Origin of the sequence: Neobacillus drentensis, assembly GCF_036965425.1 — a bacterium.
Lineage (GTDB): Bacteria > Bacillota > Bacilli > Bacillales > Cytobacillaceae > Neobacillus > Neobacillus drentensis_F.
Genome location: NZ_JBALPP010000106.1, coordinates 14,036 through 35,046, shown reverse-complemented (window position 1 = coordinate 35,046; position 21,011 = coordinate 14,036). Strand labels below are relative to the sequence as shown.

Annotated in this window: 29 protein-coding genes; 3 read left to right on the top strand and 26 right to left on the bottom strand. The window is 37.7% G+C overall.

Features of this window, described 5'->3' with window-relative positions:
• Positions 1-10: 10 nt before the first annotated feature.
• The 9 genes from accB to spoIIIAA all read right to left on the bottom strand — a co-directional run bounded on the left by accB (position 11) and on the right by spoIIIAA (position 5,861).
• A complete protein-coding gene (accB, locus tag V7161_RS22895; protein WP_335715151.1) occupies positions 11-520 on the bottom strand; it encodes an acetyl-CoA carboxylase biotin carboxyl carrier protein in 510 nt (169 codons plus the stop codon).
• Between the two features lie 201 nt (positions 521-721).
• Complete coding sequence (locus tag V7161_RS22890; RefSeq protein ID WP_289985100.1) at positions 722-1,282, bottom strand: SpoIIIAH-like family protein; 561 nt, start codon at positions 1,280-1,282, stop codon at positions 722-724.
• Between the two features lie 16 nt (positions 1,283-1,298).
• A complete protein-coding gene (spoIIIAG, locus tag V7161_RS22885) occupies positions 1,299-1,949 on the bottom strand; it encodes a stage III sporulation protein AG (protein ID WP_335715150.1) in 651 nt (216 codons plus the stop codon).
• Complete coding sequence (gene spoIIIAF, locus V7161_RS22880; RefSeq protein ID WP_335715149.1) at positions 1,942-2,571, bottom strand: stage III sporulation protein AF; 630 nt, start codon at positions 2,569-2,571, stop codon at positions 1,942-1,944. The genes spoIIIAG and spoIIIAF overlap by 8 nt, the downstream gene beginning before the upstream one ends.
• 16 nt (positions 2,572-2,587) lie before the next feature.
• A complete protein-coding gene (gene spoIIIAE / locus V7161_RS22875; protein WP_335715148.1) occupies positions 2,588-3,787 on the bottom strand; it encodes a stage III sporulation protein AE in 1,200 nt (399 codons plus the stop codon).
• 13 nt (positions 3,788-3,800) lie between these two features.
• Positions 3,801-4,190: a stage III sporulation protein AD gene (spoIIIAD, locus tag V7161_RS22870; protein WP_223591661.1), complete on the bottom strand. Its 390-nt coding sequence runs from the start codon at positions 4,188-4,190 to the stop codon at positions 3,801-3,803.
• Between the two features lie 16 nt (positions 4,191-4,206).
• Positions 4,207-4,410 carry a stage III sporulation protein AC gene (gene spoIIIAC / locus V7161_RS22865; protein ID WP_007084610.1) on the bottom strand — a complete coding sequence of 68 codons (204 nt, stop codon included), beginning with the start codon at positions 4,408-4,410 and terminating at the stop codon, positions 4,207-4,209.
• A gap of 11 nt (positions 4,411-4,421) precedes the next feature.
• A complete protein-coding gene (gene spoIIIAB, locus V7161_RS22860) occupies positions 4,422-4,937 on the bottom strand; it encodes a stage III sporulation protein SpoIIIAB (protein ID WP_335715147.1) in 516 nt (171 codons plus the stop codon).
• Positions 4,938-5,861, bottom strand: a complete 924-nt coding sequence (gene spoIIIAA, locus V7161_RS22855) for a stage III sporulation protein AA (protein WP_335715146.1) — start codon at positions 5,859-5,861, stop codon at positions 4,938-4,940. It abuts the gene before it with no gap.
• A 175-nt stretch (positions 5,862-6,036) separates the two neighbouring features.
• Between spoIIIAA and V7161_RS22850 the strand changes: the two genes are divergently transcribed.
• Positions 6,037-6,702 (top strand): SIMPL domain-containing protein, encoded by a 666-nt coding sequence (locus V7161_RS22850; RefSeq protein WP_335715145.1) that lies wholly within the window; start codon positions 6,037-6,039, stop codon positions 6,700-6,702.
• A gap of 49 nt (positions 6,703-6,751) precedes the next feature.
• Here V7161_RS22850 and V7161_RS22845 read toward each other — a convergent pair whose 3' ends face one another.
• The 17 genes from V7161_RS22845 to V7161_RS22765 all read right to left on the bottom strand — a co-directional run bounded on the left by V7161_RS22845 (position 6,752) and on the right by V7161_RS22765 (position 19,360).
• A complete protein-coding gene (locus V7161_RS22845) occupies positions 6,752-7,261 on the bottom strand; it encodes a TlpA family protein disulfide reductase (protein WP_335715144.1) in 510 nt (169 codons plus the stop codon).
• A 28-nt stretch (positions 7,262-7,289) separates the two neighbouring features.
• Positions 7,290-7,421 carry a CcmD family protein gene (locus V7161_RS22840; protein WP_223591446.1) on the bottom strand — a complete coding sequence of 44 codons (132 nt, stop codon included), beginning with the start codon at positions 7,419-7,421 and terminating at the stop codon, positions 7,290-7,292.
• A gap of 12 nt (positions 7,422-7,433) precedes the next feature.
• Positions 7,434-8,195, bottom strand: coding sequence for a cytochrome c biogenesis protein (locus V7161_RS22835; protein WP_335715143.1), 762 nt, complete (start codon positions 8,193-8,195; stop codon positions 7,434-7,436).
• Positions 8,196-8,199: 4 nt separating this feature from the next.
• Complete coding sequence (locus V7161_RS22830) at positions 8,200-8,880, bottom strand: heme exporter protein CcmB (protein WP_335715142.1); 681 nt, start codon at positions 8,878-8,880, stop codon at positions 8,200-8,202.
• Positions 8,877-9,581 carry an ABC transporter ATP-binding protein gene (locus tag V7161_RS22825; RefSeq protein ID WP_335715141.1) on the bottom strand — a complete coding sequence of 235 codons (705 nt, stop codon included), beginning with the start codon at positions 9,579-9,581 and terminating at the stop codon, positions 8,877-8,879. Before V7161_RS22825 ends, V7161_RS22830 begins: the two co-directional genes overlap by 4 nt.
• Positions 9,582-9,606: 25 nt before the next feature.
• Positions 9,607-10,602 carry a hypothetical protein gene (locus tag V7161_RS22820; RefSeq protein ID WP_335715140.1) on the bottom strand — a complete coding sequence of 332 codons (996 nt, stop codon included), beginning with the start codon at positions 10,600-10,602 and terminating at the stop codon, positions 9,607-9,609.
• Positions 10,599-10,973 carry a hypothetical protein gene (locus V7161_RS22815; protein WP_335715139.1) on the bottom strand — a complete coding sequence of 125 codons (375 nt, stop codon included), beginning with the start codon at positions 10,971-10,973 and terminating at the stop codon, positions 10,599-10,601. The genes V7161_RS22820 and V7161_RS22815 overlap by 4 nt, the downstream gene beginning before the upstream one ends.
• A gap of 12 nt (positions 10,974-10,985) precedes the next feature.
• Entirely contained in the window at positions 10,986-11,489 is a 504-nt protein-coding gene (locus V7161_RS22810; protein WP_335715138.1) for a cytochrome c-type biogenesis protein CcmH, read from the bottom strand.
• A 1-nt stretch (position 11,490) separates the two neighbouring features.
• A complete protein-coding gene (locus V7161_RS22805; protein WP_335715137.1) occupies positions 11,491-13,473 on the bottom strand; it encodes a heme lyase CcmF/NrfE family subunit in 1,983 nt (660 codons plus the stop codon).
• A gap of 21 nt (positions 13,474-13,494) precedes the next feature.
• Positions 13,495-13,947, bottom strand: a complete 453-nt coding sequence (locus V7161_RS22800) for a cytochrome c maturation protein CcmE (protein ID WP_335715136.1) — start codon at positions 13,945-13,947, stop codon at positions 13,495-13,497.
• A 13-nt stretch (positions 13,948-13,960) separates the two neighbouring features.
• Positions 13,961-15,013: a hypothetical protein gene (locus V7161_RS22795; protein ID WP_335715135.1), complete on the bottom strand. Its 1,053-nt coding sequence runs from the start codon at positions 15,011-15,013 to the stop codon at positions 13,961-13,963.
• A 224-nt stretch (positions 15,014-15,237) separates the two neighbouring features.
• Positions 15,238-15,891, bottom strand: coding sequence for a c-type cytochrome (locus tag V7161_RS22790; protein WP_335715134.1), 654 nt, complete (start codon positions 15,889-15,891; stop codon positions 15,238-15,240).
• A gap of 11 nt (positions 15,892-15,902) precedes the next feature.
• A complete protein-coding gene (locus V7161_RS22785; RefSeq protein WP_335715133.1) occupies positions 15,903-16,346 on the bottom strand; it encodes a PCYCGC motif-containing (lipo)protein in 444 nt (147 codons plus the stop codon).
• Positions 16,347-16,503: 157 nt separating this feature from the next.
• Complete coding sequence (locus V7161_RS22780) at positions 16,504-17,001, bottom strand: DUF6803 family protein (protein WP_335715132.1); 498 nt, start codon at positions 16,999-17,001, stop codon at positions 16,504-16,506.
• Positions 17,002-17,141: 140 nt separating this feature from the next.
• Positions 17,142-17,699 (bottom strand): elongation factor P, encoded by a 558-nt coding sequence (gene efp / locus V7161_RS22775; RefSeq protein ID WP_223591422.1) that lies wholly within the window; start codon positions 17,697-17,699, stop codon positions 17,142-17,144.
• 22 nt (positions 17,700-17,721) lie between these two features.
• Positions 17,722-18,783, bottom strand: coding sequence for a M24 family metallopeptidase (locus tag V7161_RS22770; protein WP_335715131.1), 1,062 nt, complete (start codon positions 18,781-18,783; stop codon positions 17,722-17,724).
• Positions 18,784-18,862: 79 nt separating this feature from the next.
• Positions 18,863-19,360 carry a YqhR family membrane protein gene (locus tag V7161_RS22765; protein WP_335715130.1) on the bottom strand — a complete coding sequence of 166 codons (498 nt, stop codon included), beginning with the start codon at positions 19,358-19,360 and terminating at the stop codon, positions 18,863-18,865.
• Positions 19,361-19,614: 254 nt separating this feature from the next.
• Here V7161_RS22765 and V7161_RS22760 point away from each other — a divergent pair, with 254 nt between their 5' ends.
• Together V7161_RS22760 and V7161_RS22755 are read left to right on the top strand one after the other, a co-directional pair.
• Positions 19,615-20,559, top strand: a complete 945-nt coding sequence (locus V7161_RS22760; RefSeq protein WP_335715129.1) for a DUF1385 domain-containing protein — start codon at positions 19,615-19,617, stop codon at positions 20,557-20,559.
• Positions 20,560-20,616: 57 nt separating this feature from the next.
• On the top strand, positions 20,617-21,009 hold the full coding sequence (locus tag V7161_RS22755; protein ID WP_289985054.1) for an SA1362 family protein: 393 nt from the start codon (positions 20,617-20,619) through the stop codon (positions 21,007-21,009).
• The last annotated feature ends 2 nt before the right edge of the window (positions 21,010-21,011 follow it).

Genomic DNA, 21,011 nt, shown 5'->3' with positions numbered 1-21,011 from the left:
TTATCGCTCCTTATTCAGGCTTTACTAAAAATAAAGGCTGTCCGTATTCTACTAATTGGCCATTCTTAACAAGAACTTCCACAATTTCTCCATTTACTTCCGCTTCAATTTCGTTAAATAATTTCATTGCTTCAACGATACAAACAATTGAATCCTTAGAAACTTTGGATCCTGATTTTACATAGACATCCGCATCTGGTGTTGGCGAAGCATAAAATGTTCCCACCATCGGCGAAGTGATCTTGTGTAAGTTAGCTGTATCAGCTTGAGAAGGTACTTCCACTTTTGGTGTTTCCTGTTTGACTTCCTCTACTGCAGCTACAGGTGCAACTGGGATTGGTTGAATAGGTGCAGCCGCCACTGGAGCAGCGGCATGTGGAACTGGTTGTACAGCCGTTACCACTTGAGCCCCATTCTTTTTCATTTTAATTTTTGAACCGTCAATTTCATATACAAATTCATCAATGCTAGACTGGTCAACTAATTTAATCAATTCGCGTATTTCTTGTACTTTTAACATTATGTAACACCCCTTGTACTACTTTTAATTAGGACTTACTACTAATACTATACGATAATACCGCATAAAAGTTCAATAATCTATACCTGAAGGCGGGCGAATTTTGAGAGAATATTTCAATTCAAAATATTATTTTCCCCTTAAAAAGTTAAATTAAACCATTTAAAAAGGAAAGTCTTTGACTTTCCCTTTTTGTGCAAGCTATTTAGCTGGCTGGAAGGTTACTGCTACGAAATTAGTATCTCCAATTTCTTTTTTCACTTCTTTAATAATTTTATTGGCCTCAGCAGCACTATGCTTCTTCTTAGATTTAACGGTTACGTTAACTTTTTCTCCATTTGCTCTGACAAGGACATCATCATAGCCCATTGCCTTAATAAGGGTTTCAAGAATTTCTTCTTGTTGAGCTGTCTGCGTTAATTTATCCATTTGATCTTTTGCCTTGCTCCGTTCGTCAGGAGTTAGGTCAGTAGAGGCAAGGGTTGCTGTTAGCTTTTCCTTCTCCTCACTTCGAGCATCTTCAAGCTTCATACGTAATTCTTCAAAGGCCGCATCCCCTGCAATGGAAGAAACAACTGTTTTTCCATCCTTGGCCTGGGTCTTAGTTTTTGCCTGTTTTTGATCCATTTGGTCTTTAGGATTTTGTTGGACAGCTGCGAGGTCATTGCTCTTTTGTTCTGGTGAAGTAATGTAATACACCGATAATACGACTACTAAGCTCAACATTGTTAATAACCAAACCGTTTGTTTTTTCAAAAGCATTATTAAAATCCCCCTTTTATTTTTTAGGCATTACAGCAACTCTATGGCTCGGAACTCCTAAGACACGTGTTACTGCTTCGACAATCCATTTTTTCACTTGAATATTATCTGCACCCTTTGCAACCACCAAGACACCTCGAATGTCGGGTTTCTTTGTTTCTACAACAATCGGAACCTCTTTATCTCCGTTCCTGATAATCACGATCTGTTCATCTGAGGAGGTCTCCTGAACCTTTCGCTGTCCGCCTTCACGATCTGTTTCGTCGGTGGTTTGCGTTTTTGAAACCTTATTTTTTTCTAGCACCTTTTTATCTGTAGAATCTATATTTACAACAACGGTGACATCGTCAACACCTAACATTTCCTTTAGTGCTTTCTCTAGCTGAGTTTCGTATTTTTCTTCATATTCAGCTATTGCTTTATTACCTGAACTCTTTTTTATCCCAAAAGCCGGCACATCACTTGATCCGCCCTTATTACTAGTTGTTGCAGGTACATTAGAAGAATTGGAGCCCGTTTTAAAGATGACATTACCTGCCAGCATAAAGGCTGCTCCAATACAAAGGACAAGTATCATATATTGATATTTCCCTGGTTTCTTTTCAGATTTCCCATCAAGTTTGAGCCATTTTTTCAAGATTGATAATGGTCCTTTATTATTATCCATTCTTTTTATTGATCCCCCCTTCAATCGAAACTTCAACTGTTTTTTCTTTTACATTCCATTTTTGCGATAGAAATGCGGCTATTTGTTCTGTTTCTTCTGTTGATTTTTTTGATGGAAGAGGTGTTTCTGTGTTAATTTCTATTTGTTTAATCGCTTCGACTGTCTTCACTTTTGTTTCTGGCTGTTTCAGAAGAACCATAACCTTTTGGAGGTTTTCAGGGAATGCTAGATCACTTTCTTCGTTTATGGCGATATCGATATTTGCTATCTCCAATCCGTATTGTTCCATCAACTCCTCTTTAACGTCCTTTTTAAGTCGGACAGCCATTTCTTCTAAAATATATGCATGTTGGGAGGCTTGTATTTCTTTTTTCTTTAAATCTATTGAATTTTTCATATTTTTTTCTCCAGGGGCTTGATATGAAGGGAGAGAACCCATAGCTGTTTCGAAGTCCTTAGAGATTAATTTGAAGATTGGGGTTAAAATAATGGCAATTAACAGCAATCCGGTTACCATCTTCGTATATTTTTGCATACTTGAATTAGGAAGGAGCATATCGATTACTGTTGCTAAAAGAATAAAAAGAATAATATTTGTTACCCATTCTTTCAAAAAGTCCATTACTAAGATCTCCCTCCTATCTCATCATCATCGTTAAATTTCCAGCCGCGACAATGACAGTAATACTTAAAAAGAACATAAGGGATACAATGCCAAGGGCGGCGAAGACGTAAATCACGCTTCTGCTGATAATGTCCAGACATTTTATGACCGGCCCTCCCCCAAGTGGCTGCAGAATAGCGGCAGCAAACTTATAAATAAAGGCAATCATTAAGATTTTAATTGCGGGAAAGGCAACAATAATTAATAGGATGGCTACACCCGCAATACCGACCGTATTTTTTAACAGGACGGAGGCACTAACGACCGTGTCTGTTGCATCCGTGAACATTCTTCCGATAACAGGAATGAAATTCCCTGTCACAAATTTAGCCGTTCTTATGGTTACTCCATCCGTTACTGCTGCTGATGCACCTTGTACTGAGATAACCCCAAGAAATACGGTTAGAAATAGCCCCATTAACCCAATGCTCCAGTTTCTTAATAGAGCCGCCAATTGTGACACTTTATATTGTTCCGACATCGTACTTACAATACTGAGCAATGTGGCTAAAAAAAGGAGCGGCAGAATAATATATTGCATGAATACTCCGCTCATATTCATTAAGAAAAGAATAACTGGATGAAAGAAAGCAGCCGAAATGAGTCCACCGGACGCGGCAATTAAAGCCAGCAGCAATGGGACGAGCGCTAGTATAAAGGAAATCATAGTCCCAATTGCTTCATTGGTGTAATTAATAGCAATATGAAAGCTATTTAAGGCGAGTATAACGAGTACCATGTAAACGATAGAATAAGCAACCTTGCTAATGGCACTTTGTTCAAACGCATTTTGCATGGATTGAAGAAACATGCTAAAAATGGTCAGCATGATTAAGGATCCAAGTAATTTACCGTTTGCAACAAATTCATGGAAGGCAAACTTTAGTACCCCCTGCCCCCATTGTTTAAAAGAAAACTTTTTTTCACCGCTTACAAAGTCATACAAGCTTCCCTTTTGGCTTTCTGGCAGGAAACCGCCATATTTATTGGAAATATCCTCCCAATATTGTTTAAGTTCTGTTAAATCCAAGGATTTAAGCTGTTCGTCAACCAATGCCTGAGGTGAAATTGGAGCAGCTGGGTCTTTAGATTCTTCGGCAGCTTGTACACTTGGAATAAATAAAAAAGAGAATAAGAGAACGATAATGGGAATAATCTGCAGCCTAGCCTTCAATTTTTACACCTCATTAGCTCGGAATTAGTTTGATTATTGTTTCGATCAGCACCGTCAGAATCGGTATCGCCATGGCAAGTATGATAATTTTTCCTGCTAATTCAATCTTTGATGCCAGCGCTCCCTGCCCAGCATCCTTGGTGATTTGCGTAGCAAATTCAGCAATATAGGCAATGCCAATTATTTTTAGAATAGTTTCAACATAAACCAAGTTTACCTTTGCATTGACGGCCAATTTTTCGAGCATATGAATAATTTCATAAATTTTATCTACCAAAAAAAGGAAAATGACACAACCGACAAAGACGATTAAAAGGAAGGCAAAATTAGGTTTTTGTTCCTTTACAATTAAAGCCAGAAAGGTTGCAACAAGAGCTACGCCGATAATTTTTATGATTTCAATGGCAGAGCCCCCCTTTCTATTGAAACAAAAATACTGATTTTATTTTCTGGAAGAGATCATCGACTATCGAAGCGACCTGAAATAAAATGTAAATAAACCCAAAAAGGGTAACCCATTGTGCATATTCCTTTTTTCCAACCTGATCAAGAACTGTATGCAAAAATGCAACGACTATCCCCACTCCGGCTATTTTAAAAATAATATCCACTTCTAAGCCCATTGCTTTTCCCCCTAAAATAATAAAATGATCAGTAACAATCCCGATAAGAACCCGAGACTCTTTACCATTTTTTCGTATTTTGTCTGTGCTTGAATCGCGTCAGCTTCTTCTCTTTCCAAATGGGAAAGAGTCAGTAATATATGTTTCTGTTGGGAAAAGCGATCATGACGGCCAAGGGTTTCCCCAAATTGCTTCATAATTTCAAATTCTCCCTGCTTTAAAGCCGTTGACTTCCATATCTCTTTTAAGCTGGTTTCCCAAGCATCTTTTACCGTTGTTTCCGTATCCGTTAATCTCTTGGCAAAACTATCAAAGAAAGAGGATAGTGGTTTTGGCAGCTGGACGGCCAATCTTCTCGCTGCTTCATGTAATGGTGTATGGCTGTACATTATTTCAGCCTCAAGAGATTGCAAAGCAGACCTTAGGGCACGAAGCTGCTTCGGCCGTTCACTAAAATGCCGGGCCGCCTCAAATCCAATGACAGTGGTTGCAACGATTATAAAGATGGCTCCAATAAGCTTAACCATTTATGTCACACTCACTTTTTGTTTCATTTCTTTGCCTGTTTCATCTAATATTTGAGTAATGGTACCAGGACCACTTTTTCGGCTAAGAACAACAAACCGCTCGAAAATTTTTTGATCAAGGATTTCCCTTAAGGAAGGTCTGCTCCTTATTTCCTCCAAGCTCGTCCCATGTGTGGTCATGATGAGTTTTATTCCCGCATGAACAGCCTCCTGAATGGCTTCAGCATCTTCTTTCCTGCCAATTTCATCCACAATGAGGACTTCCGGACTCATCGAGCGAATCATCATCATCATTCCCTCTGCCTTTGGACAAGCATCTAAAACGTCTACCCGGTGTCCAAAGGTCAGTTGTGGCACTCCATTTACACATCCGGCAATTTCACTGCGTTCATCCACTATCCCTACCTTATTAGCCTCAATGCTTTTCACTCTATCCCCTGCAGAGATTATTCTTGCAATATCACGAAGCAAGGTTGTTTTTCCTGTTTGAGGAGGGCCGATAATCATAGTGTGCTTCCAGCTTCCGTTAAACAGATACGGAATCATCGGGTCTGCAATCCCAATCTTTTCTCTTGCGATCCGAATGTTAAACGAAGCGATATCTCTGATGGCCTTAACTTTTTCGTCTTCGAGAATAACTTTGCCGGCAAGACCAATTCTGTGTCCGCCTGAAACGGTTATATACCCTCGTTTAAGTTCCTCTTCAAGGGTATAGATGGAGAATTGACTAATTTTATTCATTAGATGGAAGGCATCATCAGGCTGGATAATATATGAAAGGAATTTTGGTGCACCCTTCATCGTTATTTCAATTGGCCGATCGATGCGAATCCGTATTTCTTCCAATTCTTCTTTTTGATCAGAGGGGATTTGTTTAATTAGGCCGGCGATATTTTTAGGTAAAAAGTTTAGGATCGTTTCCACAAAAAGCTTCCTCCTCTTAAATGCCTGTCTCATTATTTAAAATGTATGCCTGCTAAGACACATTATGACTTTCAAATCTGTCAAAATATGTTTTGAGTCTATTAATAAATGGAACCTTTATTAAGGGGTATCGTATTTTATAGGAAGAAGAAAAGCTTTTGGGAGGGGGACATATGTGTATCATTACCAGCAATCGATTCGTACCGGATTTCCAAGAGTTGGGGAATCTTTAATCAAAGTGAATGGGGAAGGAGAATTAGCGGTACAACCGGACTCAGCTTCGGTAAACTTAGGCGTAATAACGGAAGGAAAGGAACTAATAACTGCTCAGCAGCAAAATTCTCAGGTATCTACAAAGGTAATCAATGCTTTAGTATCGCTAGGGGTCAGTAAAAATCAGATCCAAACCTTCGATTACCGTATTGAATCAAATTATGATTACGAACAGGGAAAACAAATATTCCGCGGATATAAAATCACTCATATCCTCCAAGTGAAGATAGACGATTTATCGAAAATAGGAAAAATAGTGGATACAGCGGTCCAAAACGGAGTTAATTATGTCTCTAATGTTCAGTTTAAAGTAAAAAATAAAGATGTCTATTACCAGCAAGCACTGAAGCTTGCGCTGGCCAATGCAATCCAAAAAGCAGAAACGATTGCCGGGTCTTTAAATGTGACATTAATACAAACTCCTAGCTTAGTCGTTGAGGGAGGCGCAACGGTCCAACCTTTTTCCTATCAGCCTGAAATCATGGTTAAAAGCATGACTACTACTCAAATTGAACCGGGACAAATTATTGTAAGGGCCAATATATTGGCCGAATTTCATTACACATAAAAAAGGATTGAGCCATGGCTAAATGGTTCAATCCTTTTTTACTTTTTAATTATTTGTCGTATTTCTTAGCCCAATTATATAACTGCATTTCGGTTACCGGACCGTTATAATGTTCTCTAATAATTCCTTGTTTATCAATAACAAATGTTTCAGGCTGCCCTGTAACATTATATAATTTAGAAATTTTGGCATTATAATCAAATAAATAGGTCATTCCCTCTTGATTTTTTTTCGTAACCTTATTGATTCTATCCATCGTTTCTCCGCGGTTTATCATGATTAATGGATACTTTTTGCCATAATCTTTTTGAAAGGCCGCCAGCTCTGGAAATTCTTCCTTACAAGGTGCGCACCAGCTGGCAAAATAATTCAATATAACCACTTCGCCCTTATAATCTGTGAGTTTTGTTTTGCTGCCATCCAAATTGGGTAATTCGAAATTATAAGCCTTATCTCCCACATCTGTATGTTTGCCCTTCGTTACTAAACTATAACCAAAAAAGCCAAACATCCCTACGATGAGAATCATTACGAGCAATTTGCCAACTCGCTTGTTCATCGGACTTCCTCCTGACACGGATCAACATTTATTTATCGAGCTGCTTTAAGAATTCGATTTCCTTCTTAAGCTTGTCATGTCGTTTTCCAATGATAAACATATAACTAAAAATGATAACCCAAGCAACGGAATAAGCTCCTAACATATATTCATAATTCATGATTCATTCCTCCTATTTATCCAATGTTTCTCTTAATTTTTCTTTATACCGATCCACTTTAATTTTTATATTTTCAAATGAAACACCTTTATAAAGAAGATAAGAATAAAGAATCGTAAAAGCCGTGATGGTAACAAGCAGTGCAACTAACATCGTATCCTCAATACCGCCGCCCTTTTGAGACGGCCCTTCACCAAACACAATTGGATGGAATTTTGTCTGCCACCAGCGAATCGCGAAGAAAACAATCGGGACGTCTGCAAACCCAATAATGCCAAAAACGGCTGCTAGACGAGCCTTTTTATCCCAAACACCATCCATTTGACGAATCATAATATAGGCAACGTAAATAAAGAAAAGAATTAACGTCGTAATCAACCGTGGTTCCCATACCCACCAAGTATTCCAGGCGGACCTTGCCCAAATCGGACCTGTGGTTAATACGATGATGGTGAAGACTATACCGATTTCAGCAGAAACATACGCATAGGTATCAAATATTCTTTTCCGTTTGATTAAAAACAAAATACTAAACACAAAGGTTACAAAAAAGGCTAGAAAAGCCAGCCATGCTGAACTCACATGGAAATAAAAGATTTTTTGAGCAGCGCGCATGGTTGATTCTTCGGCAGCAAAAATGAAGATAAAATATAGTGAAACCAGCATGGAAATAGCGGATGCACCAAACAAAACTTTTGATAGATTCACTCCCCTGGTTTCCGTCAGGCCTGAACCAGGAAGCATAGCTTTCTCTCGTTCGAGATTTACACTCATCACTTTAAACCTCCAGCACATAATCGATTAATAAGAAACAAACTACAAAGAAAATCACATCGTAAGCAGAAACCAATTGAATCCAAGCAACTGCACTCGGGAGTTTTTCTATATTGGTTAAAATAATTTTTGTTGCCTGAACAACACCAATTAAGATAGGAGTTGTAATGGGAAATAACAATAACGGCAGCAGCATTTCACTGCTTTTTGAATTGGCCGCGAGGGCTGCTAAGAACGTTCCAATGGCGATAAACCCAAAACTCCCTAAAAATATGACTAAAATAAAATATGGAAGGCTGCCAAAAAACTTAAAATCAAATAATAGGAATAAAAACGGAATTGAAACAAGTTCGACTACAAGAATCATTGAGAAATTTGCCAGGAATTTTCCAAAATAAACACTCGCAGCCTCCATTGGTGCTACCAATAAGCCCTGCATGGTATCATTTCGCTGTTCCGATATAAACGACCGATTAAGTCCTAATATTCCTGCAAACACAATAATGACCCAAATAACTCCGGGAATAACTGCTTTTGTTGTGTTATTAGCCGGATCAAAAGCAAAACTGAATACGACAATAACAAGTCCTGCAAAGATAATTTGCGTAACTAGAATTTGTTTTGTTTTTAGTTCTGAATATAAATCCTTTTTGGCAAGAAGGAGAGCAGTACGAAATAAATTCATGATACCCCCTCCATCTGCATTTCATATTTTTCTGAAACAAGGTCTAAATTGCGATTCTTAATTTTAAAATCATCGACAATTTTTCCGTTTTTCACAATGATAATTCGGTCACAAATTTCAGCTGCCTGTTTGAAATCGTGAGTAACCATTAATGTAGTAGCGCCCTTTTCTTTCATCGAAAGAATGACATTATTTAAAATTGATATAGCGCCTTGATCCAAACCAGTATGGGGCTCATCTAAAAGGAGAACCTCAGGGTCATGGACAATTGCCCGTGCAATCGCAATTCTTTGAATCATTCCCCGAGAAAAGTTCTTAACCGGTTCATTTAAGAAAAAAGATAGTCCAACGTCCTTCACAAGTTTCATTGCTCTTTGTTCTACATCCCGCACTCCATATACTTTTCCGAAGAATACCAGATTTTCTAATGGAGAGTAATGATCATAAAGCAAACTGGAATGGGGTAAATAACCTAATATTTTTTTTATTTCAATATGGTTCTTTTTAAGATCTAAACCATTTATTCTGACAATACCTGATGTCGGTTTAATTAGAGTTGCCAGCACCTTTAGTAAGGTACTTTTACCAGCACCATTTGGTCCAAGGATGGCGACCGTTTCCCCTTTTTTTACCTGGAGGTCAACACCACGTAAGATTAGCTTATTATCGGCTTGCTTCGTCAGATTCTTTATATCTATCATTCGCGTTCCCTCCCCATGCCAGCTGCTACTCTATGAAATGACGTAAATTTAATTTCACTTGAACTAAATGCTGTTTATAAGCGTCCAGCTTAGCATGGTATTCACTCTCTGAAAGTTTTCCATCACCAAAGGTTTCTTCGAGTTCTATAATTTTATCCATTATGGCCTTCTGCTTAGCCATTAATAGTTTGAAAGCTTTTTCTTCCTTATCTGAGCCAAGTCTTTCCTCCTCCAATCTCGCCTTTCTTTTGAAGTAGGCATAATAGGAGATTGCAGCGATGATGATGGCTCCTAAAATAATTAAGAAAACATGTGGATTAAAGCGGTGTAATGGCGATTGTGCCCACATTCTAAGATGACCTGGATTATGAAAAGCCGGTGCTGTGTGAGTTACGGCACTATTTTTTGAACGGTCACTTGTTGTTTGAGCTTGTTTTGTCTCATCCGCTGCAGGCTGTACATCTTTGTTATATACTAGCGAGAAGCTTTGACCTGCTTTAAGACCTTCAATGCTATAGCCAAAATAGTTTTGATCATCAAATTTAAATAGTCCTTGACTTGTAGCTTGGACGCCTTTTGTTTCAATGCTTCCCATTCCTTCAGGAACAAGAATTTGCATCATTTGTACTTGATAATCTACCGTTAGTGAAATCTCCTTGCCTTTTTCCATTCGATAGCTGTAAGGGAGTACCTGTGTTTGGTTTGCTGGAACAGGAGTTGTCGTAATAAACCCCTCGTCTACTTGTTTAATGGCAATTTTGTTATCTAAAAAGTTTAGTTCTTTTGCTCCTTTAGGCAGAGTCACCTTTAATACAGCCTCATCTGAACCCTCACCTTTAATTTCTTCAGATGATGTATTCGTGTAATTTACCATATTCATCATATTCGTTGACCCATCTTCAGCTGGGCTAACAACAATGTAATGCATATCAATGGAAACCTTTGATTCAAATGCTGCAAAACCATTTATTGGAATGAACAGCATTAGTCCAAGGAGGAGAACGGTGATTTTTTTAATCACTTTCCTTCCCCCTTTTTCTGTCCATAGTTTTTCATTTGAGCCTCAATTTCTTTTTCCACTTCAGCCATTAAATCTTGATCAACTCGTGATGCGATTGTAAGTTCTTCTTCTTTCATAATTCCTGCTACTTCAGTTTCATATTGTTTCTTTAAATTTTTATAATCAGCGTGTGAGATTTTATCCATTTTGTATTCAAACTCTAATTCATTCAAGGTTGTTAACAACGCTTCCTTTGTGGAAACTAAATCTTGACCTTTTCCACTAACGTTTAAATAAGTATCCCACTTAAAATAAGGTGATAATATTAAAAACAGGCAAGTAAGCGCTAATAAGGCCGTAAAGATCATCGAAATAATTGTGATATCGTGCATTATATTCACATCCTAAAGATACTTTTTGCGTTCTTCATCGATCATGGAAGAAAGAATTTCTCCTTCAATTTCATCTTCAGTGTTCAGATAATCAGTGATTAGTTCTACTTTTCCTTTTCTCTTCACCCATTTACGAATGATAAAATATAATGCTATCGCTGCAACGCCTAATACCGCAAAAGGAATAGCCCAGGCAGTTAAGCTAAAACCGCTTTTCTCCGGAGCAGTTAAGATTTCTTCTCCATAAATATTGATATAGTACTCACGGATTTTATCCTTATCCCAGCCTTTTTTCATCATGCCTACTAAATCCTTTTTAAATTCAGTAGTCAGACTGCAAGTATTGGGATCACATTCATAATGGTCTTGGCCGCAGCCGCAGGTACAGGCAAATTGAGAGGCTACTGCTTTAAATTCAGCAGATTTATAGTCGAACTCTTTTGCTTCTACACGAAAGAATGATCCTTGAAAGAAAAACGCTATAATTAGGAGCCCTAGGTATATTTTATTTTTCATATTAAGACACCTCTTTGCGAACTCCAGTGTACCTTGGAGTGACATTACCATATTTTCCGTTCCAAATAGCGAATAGAGCACCGATGACAATCATAAAGGAACCAAACCATAACCAATTCATCATTGGATTAACCTTAACAACGAACGTTGCTTTCCCATCATCTTCCCAAGCACTCAACACAATATACAAGTCTTCTTTAACCGATGAAATAATGGCTACTTCTGATGATGGCTGTTCCCAGTTTCCATAAAAAACTTTTTCCGGCTGGAAAGTACCAAGTTTTTTTCCATCTCTAAACACTGTCACGTCTGCATAAACGATATCGTTTATGCCTTCTTTTTTCTGATCAAGGCGATCATAATTAATTCGGTAATCCTTCAATTCAATCGATTGACCTAGCGCGACTGTTTTCATTGTTTCTAAATCATAGTTTTGTGAACCGATAATACCCATTGTAATAAAGGCAATTCCAAGATGGACGATATATCCCCCATATCTGCGGCGATTACGAATCATTAAACGGTATAAAGCCGTAATTGGCGCTTCTTTTGTCATCTTCCTTCTTGCTTTGACTCCTCGATAAAACTCTAAGAAGTGAGTGATTAAAAGTAGAATAATAACTCCATAGCCAATAACAGCCCATGCTTTTTGAATTCCAAGTACAATCATCAGTACCATGCCGGCTACGGCAAGGATAGAAGGTATCAAGAAATTTTTTCTTAGATTTTTTATTGTTGATCTTTGCCACGCAAGCATTGGACAAACAGCCATGACAAACATCATGGATAAAAGGATTGGCGCTTCTACTTTGTTAAAAAATGGAAGTCCAACAGTTACTTTTGTACCGCGAACCGCTTCTGATACCAGCGGGAAAATCGTCCCCCAGAAAACAGCAAAGGCTGCACCTACTAGCAATAGATTATTTATTAAGAAACTGCTTTCCTTTGAAACAAAGGATTGGAATTCTCCGGCACTGCGCTTTAGCATGTTGTAACGACTCATTAAAACGTATAATGCAAGAATGACAGCAACACCCATAAATATTAAGAAATATAATCCTAAATTCGAATTGGCAAAAGCATGGACGGATGTCAGTACTCCACTTCGGACGAGGAAAGTACCAAATAATGTAAGAGCGTATGACACGATAATTAAACTAATATTCCATATTTTCAGCATGTTTTTTCGTTCTTGAATCATGACAGAATGGAGGAATGCAGTAGCAGTAAGCCATGGCATAAATGAAGCATTTTCAACCGGATCCCATGCCCAATATCCGCCCCAGCCAAGCTCAACATATGCCCATTGTCCGCCAAAAATATTTCCGAGACTTAAAAATAACCAAGCAATAATCGTCCAGCGCCTTGTCATTTTAATCCAGAAGTCATCAACGTTTTTGAGGATTAATGCAGACATAGCAAATGCAAATGGCACAGCAAGACCCACATAACCAAGATAGAGAGTAACTGGATGGATGATCATTCCAGGATTTTGAAGCATCGGGTTTAAGCCTTTACCCTCAATCGGAACTGTATCTAGAAGAACGAATGGTTTTGCGACAAATCCTAGGATGAAGAAGAAGAAAACCGCATTAGCTAAAAGAATAGCTGAGATATATGGAACCATCGGGTTTCCCTTCATCTTCCTTGAAAAAGCGATCATAATGGAGTACAGAGTAAGGAAGAATGTCCACAGTAACAAAGAACCAGCATTACCTGCCCAAAGGGCAGTCAGTTTATAGATGATTGGCAGCTCACTGCTCGTATAATCAGTTACATATTCATATTGAAATTGTGATGTTGCTAAAAGGTAAAAAAGGGATAGCATCGCCATGGCAGCACAAACAAATAATGCAATCATTCCGCCTTTACCACTGTTAATCAGTCTTTGATTTTTCGTGCTAATTCCCAAAGTTATAATAAGCAATGAATATATGGCAACAGCTAACCCTATATAAATTGTTGCGTTTGCGAATAAATACATTTCTTCACCTTCTTATGTTTGCTATTTTTCATTCGGTGGTTGATTAAGCTTATCCTTATGGGTTTCTGGATTATAGTTCTTCATATCTTTTCCTTCATATTTAGAAGGGCATCTCGTTTTGACTGTTTCTGCGACGAAGGTGTCTTTCTTTGTTGGAGCCCCTTGAAGAATAGTGATCACTCCCTCTGAGAAGTTATCCGGTTTTGGCCCTTTGTGAATCACGTGCATAATATTTCCGTCGTTGTCCTTTACGTCAAATTTCAATTCTATTTTGTCAGGATTCCATTTGATAGAGTCCTCGATTAATAGACCTTCTACCGTAACAAAATCGTCTTTATGTTGTTCTTGTGTTGCTAGAAGCTCTTTCATGGTCAATTCGATTCCACTTGAACCTGGGGTAGCTGCCATTAATAGAAAAACAATGGCTCCCGCAATAATAAACCCTCCAAGCATGACAAGCGTGTTCTTTCTCATTCAACTCACCTCATTAAATTAATTTTTTCATTTCTTCTTCGTACATTTCCTGATCGATCTTTCCCGTTAAAAGCTTTTTACGAAGTTCCTTTTTCTCATCATCATTTGCAGTCTTATGTTCATTTTTTACATTTGTTGGTTTTTTCGGTTGTTGTTTATTTTGTTTGGTTATCTTTGTTGGTCTTGGTGATTTCCCTTTTAATCCTAAGAAAATAAAGGCACCGGCAATAATAATCGCAATCCCAATAATTGATGCTCCGCCAACTCCAATAATTGGCTGTTTAGAATTATCGCTTCCGCTTTTTTTGACTTGATCTGTTGCTGTTCCATTTACACCGGAATGGTTTTCATCATTGGGGGGCTGCTGCTTGTTTATTGCTTCCATGGTTGATTCTGTTCCATCTTTTTTATAGGTGAAGGAATATTTTAAACTATCAGCTGGCTTTACATTTTTGTATTGGTAGTAATACAGTTCTTCGCCATATTCACTTTTTGAATTATTTTGTGCCTTCGGTTCAAGCTTAATATCTTTAGCATTCATAGGTGCATAAAAGATAACATCCAGCAGCTCTATATCAGCATTTTTTTGAAGTTCGTATGTAAAGCTTTTGTTGTCATTTACGTTCACAGTTTTGGTATAATATTCGATAACAAATTTATACGATTCGTTACTCTTTATCGCCTTCGCTGGTTTCCAAGTGATGAGCCCCTTTTCTTTATCAACATCATAGGGCCGCTGGACTTCTGGCTTATTTTCTTCTGGAAATTCTGCTACTAAATAGGCTTCGAAACCTTTTTCCATAGCAGGAACCGGTATTTCAATTTTCCCGTCATAATCTTGACCGCTTTTGTTGGTAATGGTCCCGTATTGACCTACAAGTAATGAAGTAATATCCCGGGATCCCCAATCCTCTGGATAATCAAATTCTGGCATTACTTGTATCTGCATTTCCTTAAAAGGAAATTTATCCGCTTGAAACACTGTTTCGGCACTAGCCTTTGGAATAATAAAGTTCGTAAAAAATGCTCCAATTACGAATAATGCCAACAACCTTTTTTTAAGCATATTAATCCTCCTTGACCTATGGAAAGCTGAGTAATTTTTACTATAGTCCTCTTTGAAATAAATATAATCGTTATTGAATCCTCTTTGTTGAACCACTCTTGAACATTTTGTTAAAGGACAAAAAACGTTACCTTTTCGTCAAAAAACAACCACAAATTGGACACATTTGATAAAAAATAAAAAAAACCCTAAATCTACCATGTAGATTTAGGGTTTTGCTTTCATCATTTTTTCTCCCAAGAACGAATATAGGAAACAATATCGGAAATATCTTTTTCTTTAAGCTGTCGTGCTCCATCAAGACCCTTTAAAGAAGGACCCATTCGTGTTTCTTCACGACCGTAGGCAATATCAATCCAAATTTGCTTATTGGTTGTATACTTCAAATACATTGGATTTGACAATGCAGTTCCCATTTTTTGCTTCCCTGAACCAGCTTCGCCATGACAAGTTAAACAATACATATTATATTTTTTCTTGCCTTTTTCCGGATTACCAGAAAACGTTTTCGGAGCATTAAATTTTATCTCCTCGGTTTGCCAATCCCTTAAGAATGCAACAAGATTTTTCAAATCCTTTTCCGATAAACTTGATCCATAAGCTGGCATCGTGGTCGCTTCTCTGCCGAATTTCACATAATTATACAGATCCTTATTCGATACAGAACTTAATAAATGTTGATTGTTTATGGCTGTCCCAACTTTTAAACCTTCACCTTTTCCGGTTTTACCGTGACAAATAAGGCAGTTTTTATTGTAGACTTTTTCACCTGCAGCAATTGACTTAGAGTTCTTGGAATTAAAAAAATCGCTATTCCCGATACAAAAAATGATTCCAGTAATAATCAAAATGTAACTGCCGATTAGTATTTTTTTCATGGGTTACTCCCTTACTTTGGTTCCTGTGTTGGAGTTGGTTCCCCGTAATCTTCATATTTTTTAGTGATTAAATCATAAATCTTTTTTGTACTTTTTCCATCAACGTGCATTTCCACAGCATCTCGGGCAATATCAATACATGTATCGCAGCCTATACCGTGTTGATCCCATCCTTCTACAGCATTATTATCTCCTACTTGGCTGACAAAGCAATCAAGGTTACTCTTATGACCTTCGACTGCACATCCGCAATAGCAAGGAACTGAAGCGACAACCTCTGGATAAGTGGCTGCCATAATATATGTTTCTTGTACTTTTTCAGATGAATTTAACACATATTCGGGCAGCGGTTTATGCTTTTTATCCAGTTTTAAATCAGCTAATTTGGAGCTGCAGCCTGCTGCCACAATGGCTAATAAAATGGCAAGAAATAAAAGGGATGCAATTCGCTTCATAATCAGTGTCAATCCTTCCCATTCAATTAATTTCATGTTTATTTTAGCAAAAAGAATTTACTTGAAATGCTCTTAATTCTTACTATTTAGTGAAGTTTTCACGATATTAAAAAAGCAAACGCTGGAAATACAATATGGTACCTCCAGCATTTTCATTTCACATATTCATCATGTCATGACCTGTATGGCTTACAGAACCAAGAGACGGATCGACCATTCCAAAAATCATCGCCACGTGGGCAACGACCAGGAACATCCCCACGAAAAAGGCATGAATCTTCAACTTTTCTTCTGCGGTTTTGCTTTTGTAGATAAGACCCAAATCTAAGAGGGCCATTCCTAGTAATGGCACGATTCCAAGCAGGTAAAAGGTCACCGCGACAACATCAATCCAGCCTTTCCATTCTCCATTTGCGGTTAATGGAATATACGCTGTCTTCATTAAGTAAACGAATATTCCTGTAAAATAAAAACCAGCTATAATACTAACGATCTTATTAACTTTTCTTAACCCGCCATTTAGATTCCGGGTAAAAAGGATTCCTAATTCTGTAATCGCAATGGTTTCGGCACAGATGACTGGAATCGCCATAAAAATGATTAAATTCCACGGCTGATTGTCTGCTAATAATCCCATATAATGTGTCATATTCATGTTTATCTACTCCTTTAGTTTGATTACACTCTTAATCTAAAAAAAAAGTGTGCAGAAACTTAGGAGAAAGTTTGGAGAATTTGTTAAAAATAAAAAAGCCTTAGTACCGTTTTTGGCGGTCTAAGGCTTTTCAATCATTATTATGCTCTTGATACGTATGATGCTTCTGTAGTATTGATAATCAATCGGTCACCTTGGTTAATGAAGAATGGCACTTGAACAATTAATCCAGTTTCAAGTGTTGCAGGCTTCGTACCGCCGGAAGCAGTATCACCTTTAATTCCTGGTTCTGTTTCTGTTACTTCCAGTTCAACAGTGTTTGGCAATTCTACTCCAAGTGTTTCATGATTAAACATCATAATATGAACTTCCATGTTTTCTTTTAAAAACTTTAATTCATATTCTATGTTATTGGCAGGAAGTTCCACTTGCTCGTATGAATCCATATCCATAAACACATGCTGGTCACCGCTTGCATAAAGATATTGCATTTTGCGGTTATCGATTTGTGCTTTTTCTACCTTTTCACCCGCACGGAATGTTTTTTCTTGAATGGCTCCATTACGGAGGTTACGGAGTTTAGAACGAACAAACGCCGCCCCTTTCCCTGGCTTTACGTGTTGGAAATCCATGACGCGCCAAAGGCCGCCATCCACTTCGATAGTTAATCCTGTACGAAAATCGTTAACAGAAATCATGTTATAAATCCTCCTAGGTTCGTTACAAAATAATTAGATCTTTCGTTGAATGAGTAAGTGCTTCGTTATGATTCTTGGTAATTAAGGTATCATCTTCAATCCGAACGCCGCCAAGTCCTGGAATGTATATACCTGGTTCACAAGTAACGACCATTCCTGGCTCTAAAACAAGATCAGATTTGCTGGATAGACCAGGGCCTTCATGGACCTCTAGACCAATTCCATGGCCTGTTGAATGCCCGAAATATTCTCCATAACCTTTTTCGGTGATGTAGTCTCTCGTTAAAGCATCTGCTTCCTTCCCAGTTATCCCAGGTTTAATACCATCCATACCACGTAATTGGGATTCTAGAACGATATTATAAATTTCCTTCAGCTTTGAATCAGGCTCACCAACAGCAACTGTTCTAGTGATATCGGAAACATATCCCTTGTAATACGCACCGTAATCAAGTGTTACCATGTCACCATTTTCGATTACTTTGTCACTCGCTACACCATGCGGAAGCGCAGAGCGATGTCCAGAAGCAACAATGGTATCAAAAGAAGATGAAGTTGCTCCAGCTTTTCTCATAAAGAATTCTAACTCATTCGATACTTCCAGTTCAGTTTTCCCTGGACGAATAAAATCTAAAATATGTTTAAATGCAGCATCAGCAATATCCGCTGCTTCCTTTAATATCTTAATCTCTGCATCGGTCTTAATCAAGCGTAATTTTTCCACAACCCCTGAAACCGGAACAAGTTCAGCTTCAACTTCTTTGTCATATACTTTAAAGGAAGAGTACGTTAAATAATCCTCTTCAATTCCAAGCTTTTTAATGCCTAAATTTTTTGCCTGCTGGGCCACTTCCTCAGGAATGGAACCAGAAAACTTAATGATTTCAAAACCGCCGCATTGTTTCGAAGCCTGCTCAATATAACGAAAATCGGTGATAAAAAGGGCTTTATCTGCACTTATTAAAACAACCCCTGCAGAGCCTGTGAAATTTGATATGTACCGGCGATTATACGAGCTTGTAATTAGGATTCCATCAATCCCATATGCACCAAAGCTTGATCGTAATTTTTCTAATTTCTCCATCGTTCCCACTCTCCTTTTCAAATCCAAACGAAGACACAAATATTTTATCATAACAAAGCGGAATCCGACCAATTACAAGTTAAGATGATGCCTCATTCTCTTGTGCTATATTATTTTGGTACTCGTAATTAATGGAATATCCAATAAAAATTCCATATACGATATAAATACAGATAGACGTAATAATGGTATCACGGCTTAAATCAAAAAATGGTTTTATTCCAGGAAAAAGAGGATTTAGGACAAAGAATACCAAAAGGTACAAGATAAGCCCATAAATGATACCAAACCAAAATCCTTTCAGTTTCCTTAAAACGAAATAATATATAAATGCTGCCACAACTGAAATAATTCCTAGTAACAAAAGGGAAATTAACGTTCCCTGCCATTGAGTCTTCCAATCCCCAAAAGCCCATGGCTCTAAGATTACATTGGGATGAATTTCCGTAAAACTTAAATAATTCGCAAGATATCCAATGAACCCCCAAAAAACACCACCAAATAAACCAGTCCAGAAGACCATTACAGGAAAAGACATTGGTTTTGGATAATCATCTGTTTTTAGTATATTAGCCATTACCATAAACCTCCAATTTTAACTTTCAAACAAAAGCTTTTTTTACAAATCAGGTATGCACTTGAATAAATTCCACCTTATTATGTCCCTAGGGTTTCATTCCCTTGCATGTAAAAAAAAAATTACTGAATTTAGATGGAAAAATTATGTCATTCCTAGAGGTTTTTTCATTTTTCTAGTAGAATACATTTAAGTACATACAGATTAATCATTTCTGCTATTGTGCAACTTTTGTAATAGGTTGGTGTTCACTTATGTCCCATATTCAAAAACCCGTTTATGGCGGTCAAGCCGTTGTAGAAGGAGTCATGTTTGGCGGAAAACATCACTATGTGACCGCGGTTCGCAGAAAAGATCATTCTGTAGAATATTTCCATTTGCCCCGTAAAGGAAACCCTTATTTTTCATTTTTGAAAAAAATTCCTTTTATCAGAGGGATTATTGCCATAATTGAGGCAAGCGCGAATGGCTCCAAACACTTAAACTTTTCCACGGAAAGATTTGATTTAGACCCAAAAGAAGATGCGAAAATTAAAGAAAAAGAAGTCTCCAAATTTACGATGTATCTTGGAGTTGCTGTGATAGGAGTCATTTCCTTTTTATTTGGTAAATTCGCTTTCACCCTAATTCCAGTTTTCTTAGCGGAATTAACAAAACCCATCTTTCCATCAGATGTTGCTCAAGTATTAGTAGAAGGGCTGTTTAAACTTCTACTGCTCCTTTCCTATATATATTTCGTATCACTTACTCCTCTTATTAAAAGGGTGTTTCAATATCATGGGGCTGAGCATAAAGTAATTAATACCTTTGAAGCTGGAGTCGAATTGACAATTGAAAATGTTCAGGCAAACTCACGGCTTCATTATCGGTGTGGCAGCAGTTTTATCCTATTTACAGTCATTGTCGGCGTTTTTGTCTATTTACTTGTTCCAACATCGCCGCTTTGGTTACGTATTGTCGACCGACTTCTTTTAATACCTGTTGTATTAGGTATTGCCTTTGAAGTCTTGCAGATTACAAACAAACTTAGAGATATTCCAGTATTGAAATACCTAGGTCTGCCGGGACTTTGGTTACAGCTTTTAACAACTAAAGAACCAAATGATGACCAGGTAGAAGTGGCTATCCTTTCCTTTAATGAATTGTTAAGAAGAGAAAAGGAATCTGAGGTCTCTTTTGAAAAGGAAGAAATTGTTTAATCTTTGCTTTTTTCGGGTTTAAAAGGTAAAAAAAATGCTTATGATGCTCTTAGGGAGGTGGCTTTCTTGAAAAATCGGACATCCGTGTTTGTCGTTGGCGGTCTTATTATTCTTGCATTATTAGGTATTTATGGCTCTTTTACAGCTAATCCTGCCGGTTTCATTCAGAGAATAGCTGTCATCGCATTGATCGGTTTAATCATATATTTCGTTGTACGTAAATTTTCAAATTCAAGCCCCCAGAAAAAAGAGCAGCGGGCATTTCTTAAAGCAGCAAAACAATCGAAAAAACGATTGCAGCTAAAGGGCGGAGATGCCTCTGTTAAAGGCTCTGCCCATGGGACGTTAACCTCATTAAAGAAAAGCAGCAAAACAAAAAAGAAATCTCCTGCTCATCTCACCGTCATTGATGGGAAAAAGAGTAAAAAGAAAAATCGAGCATCGTTTTAGAT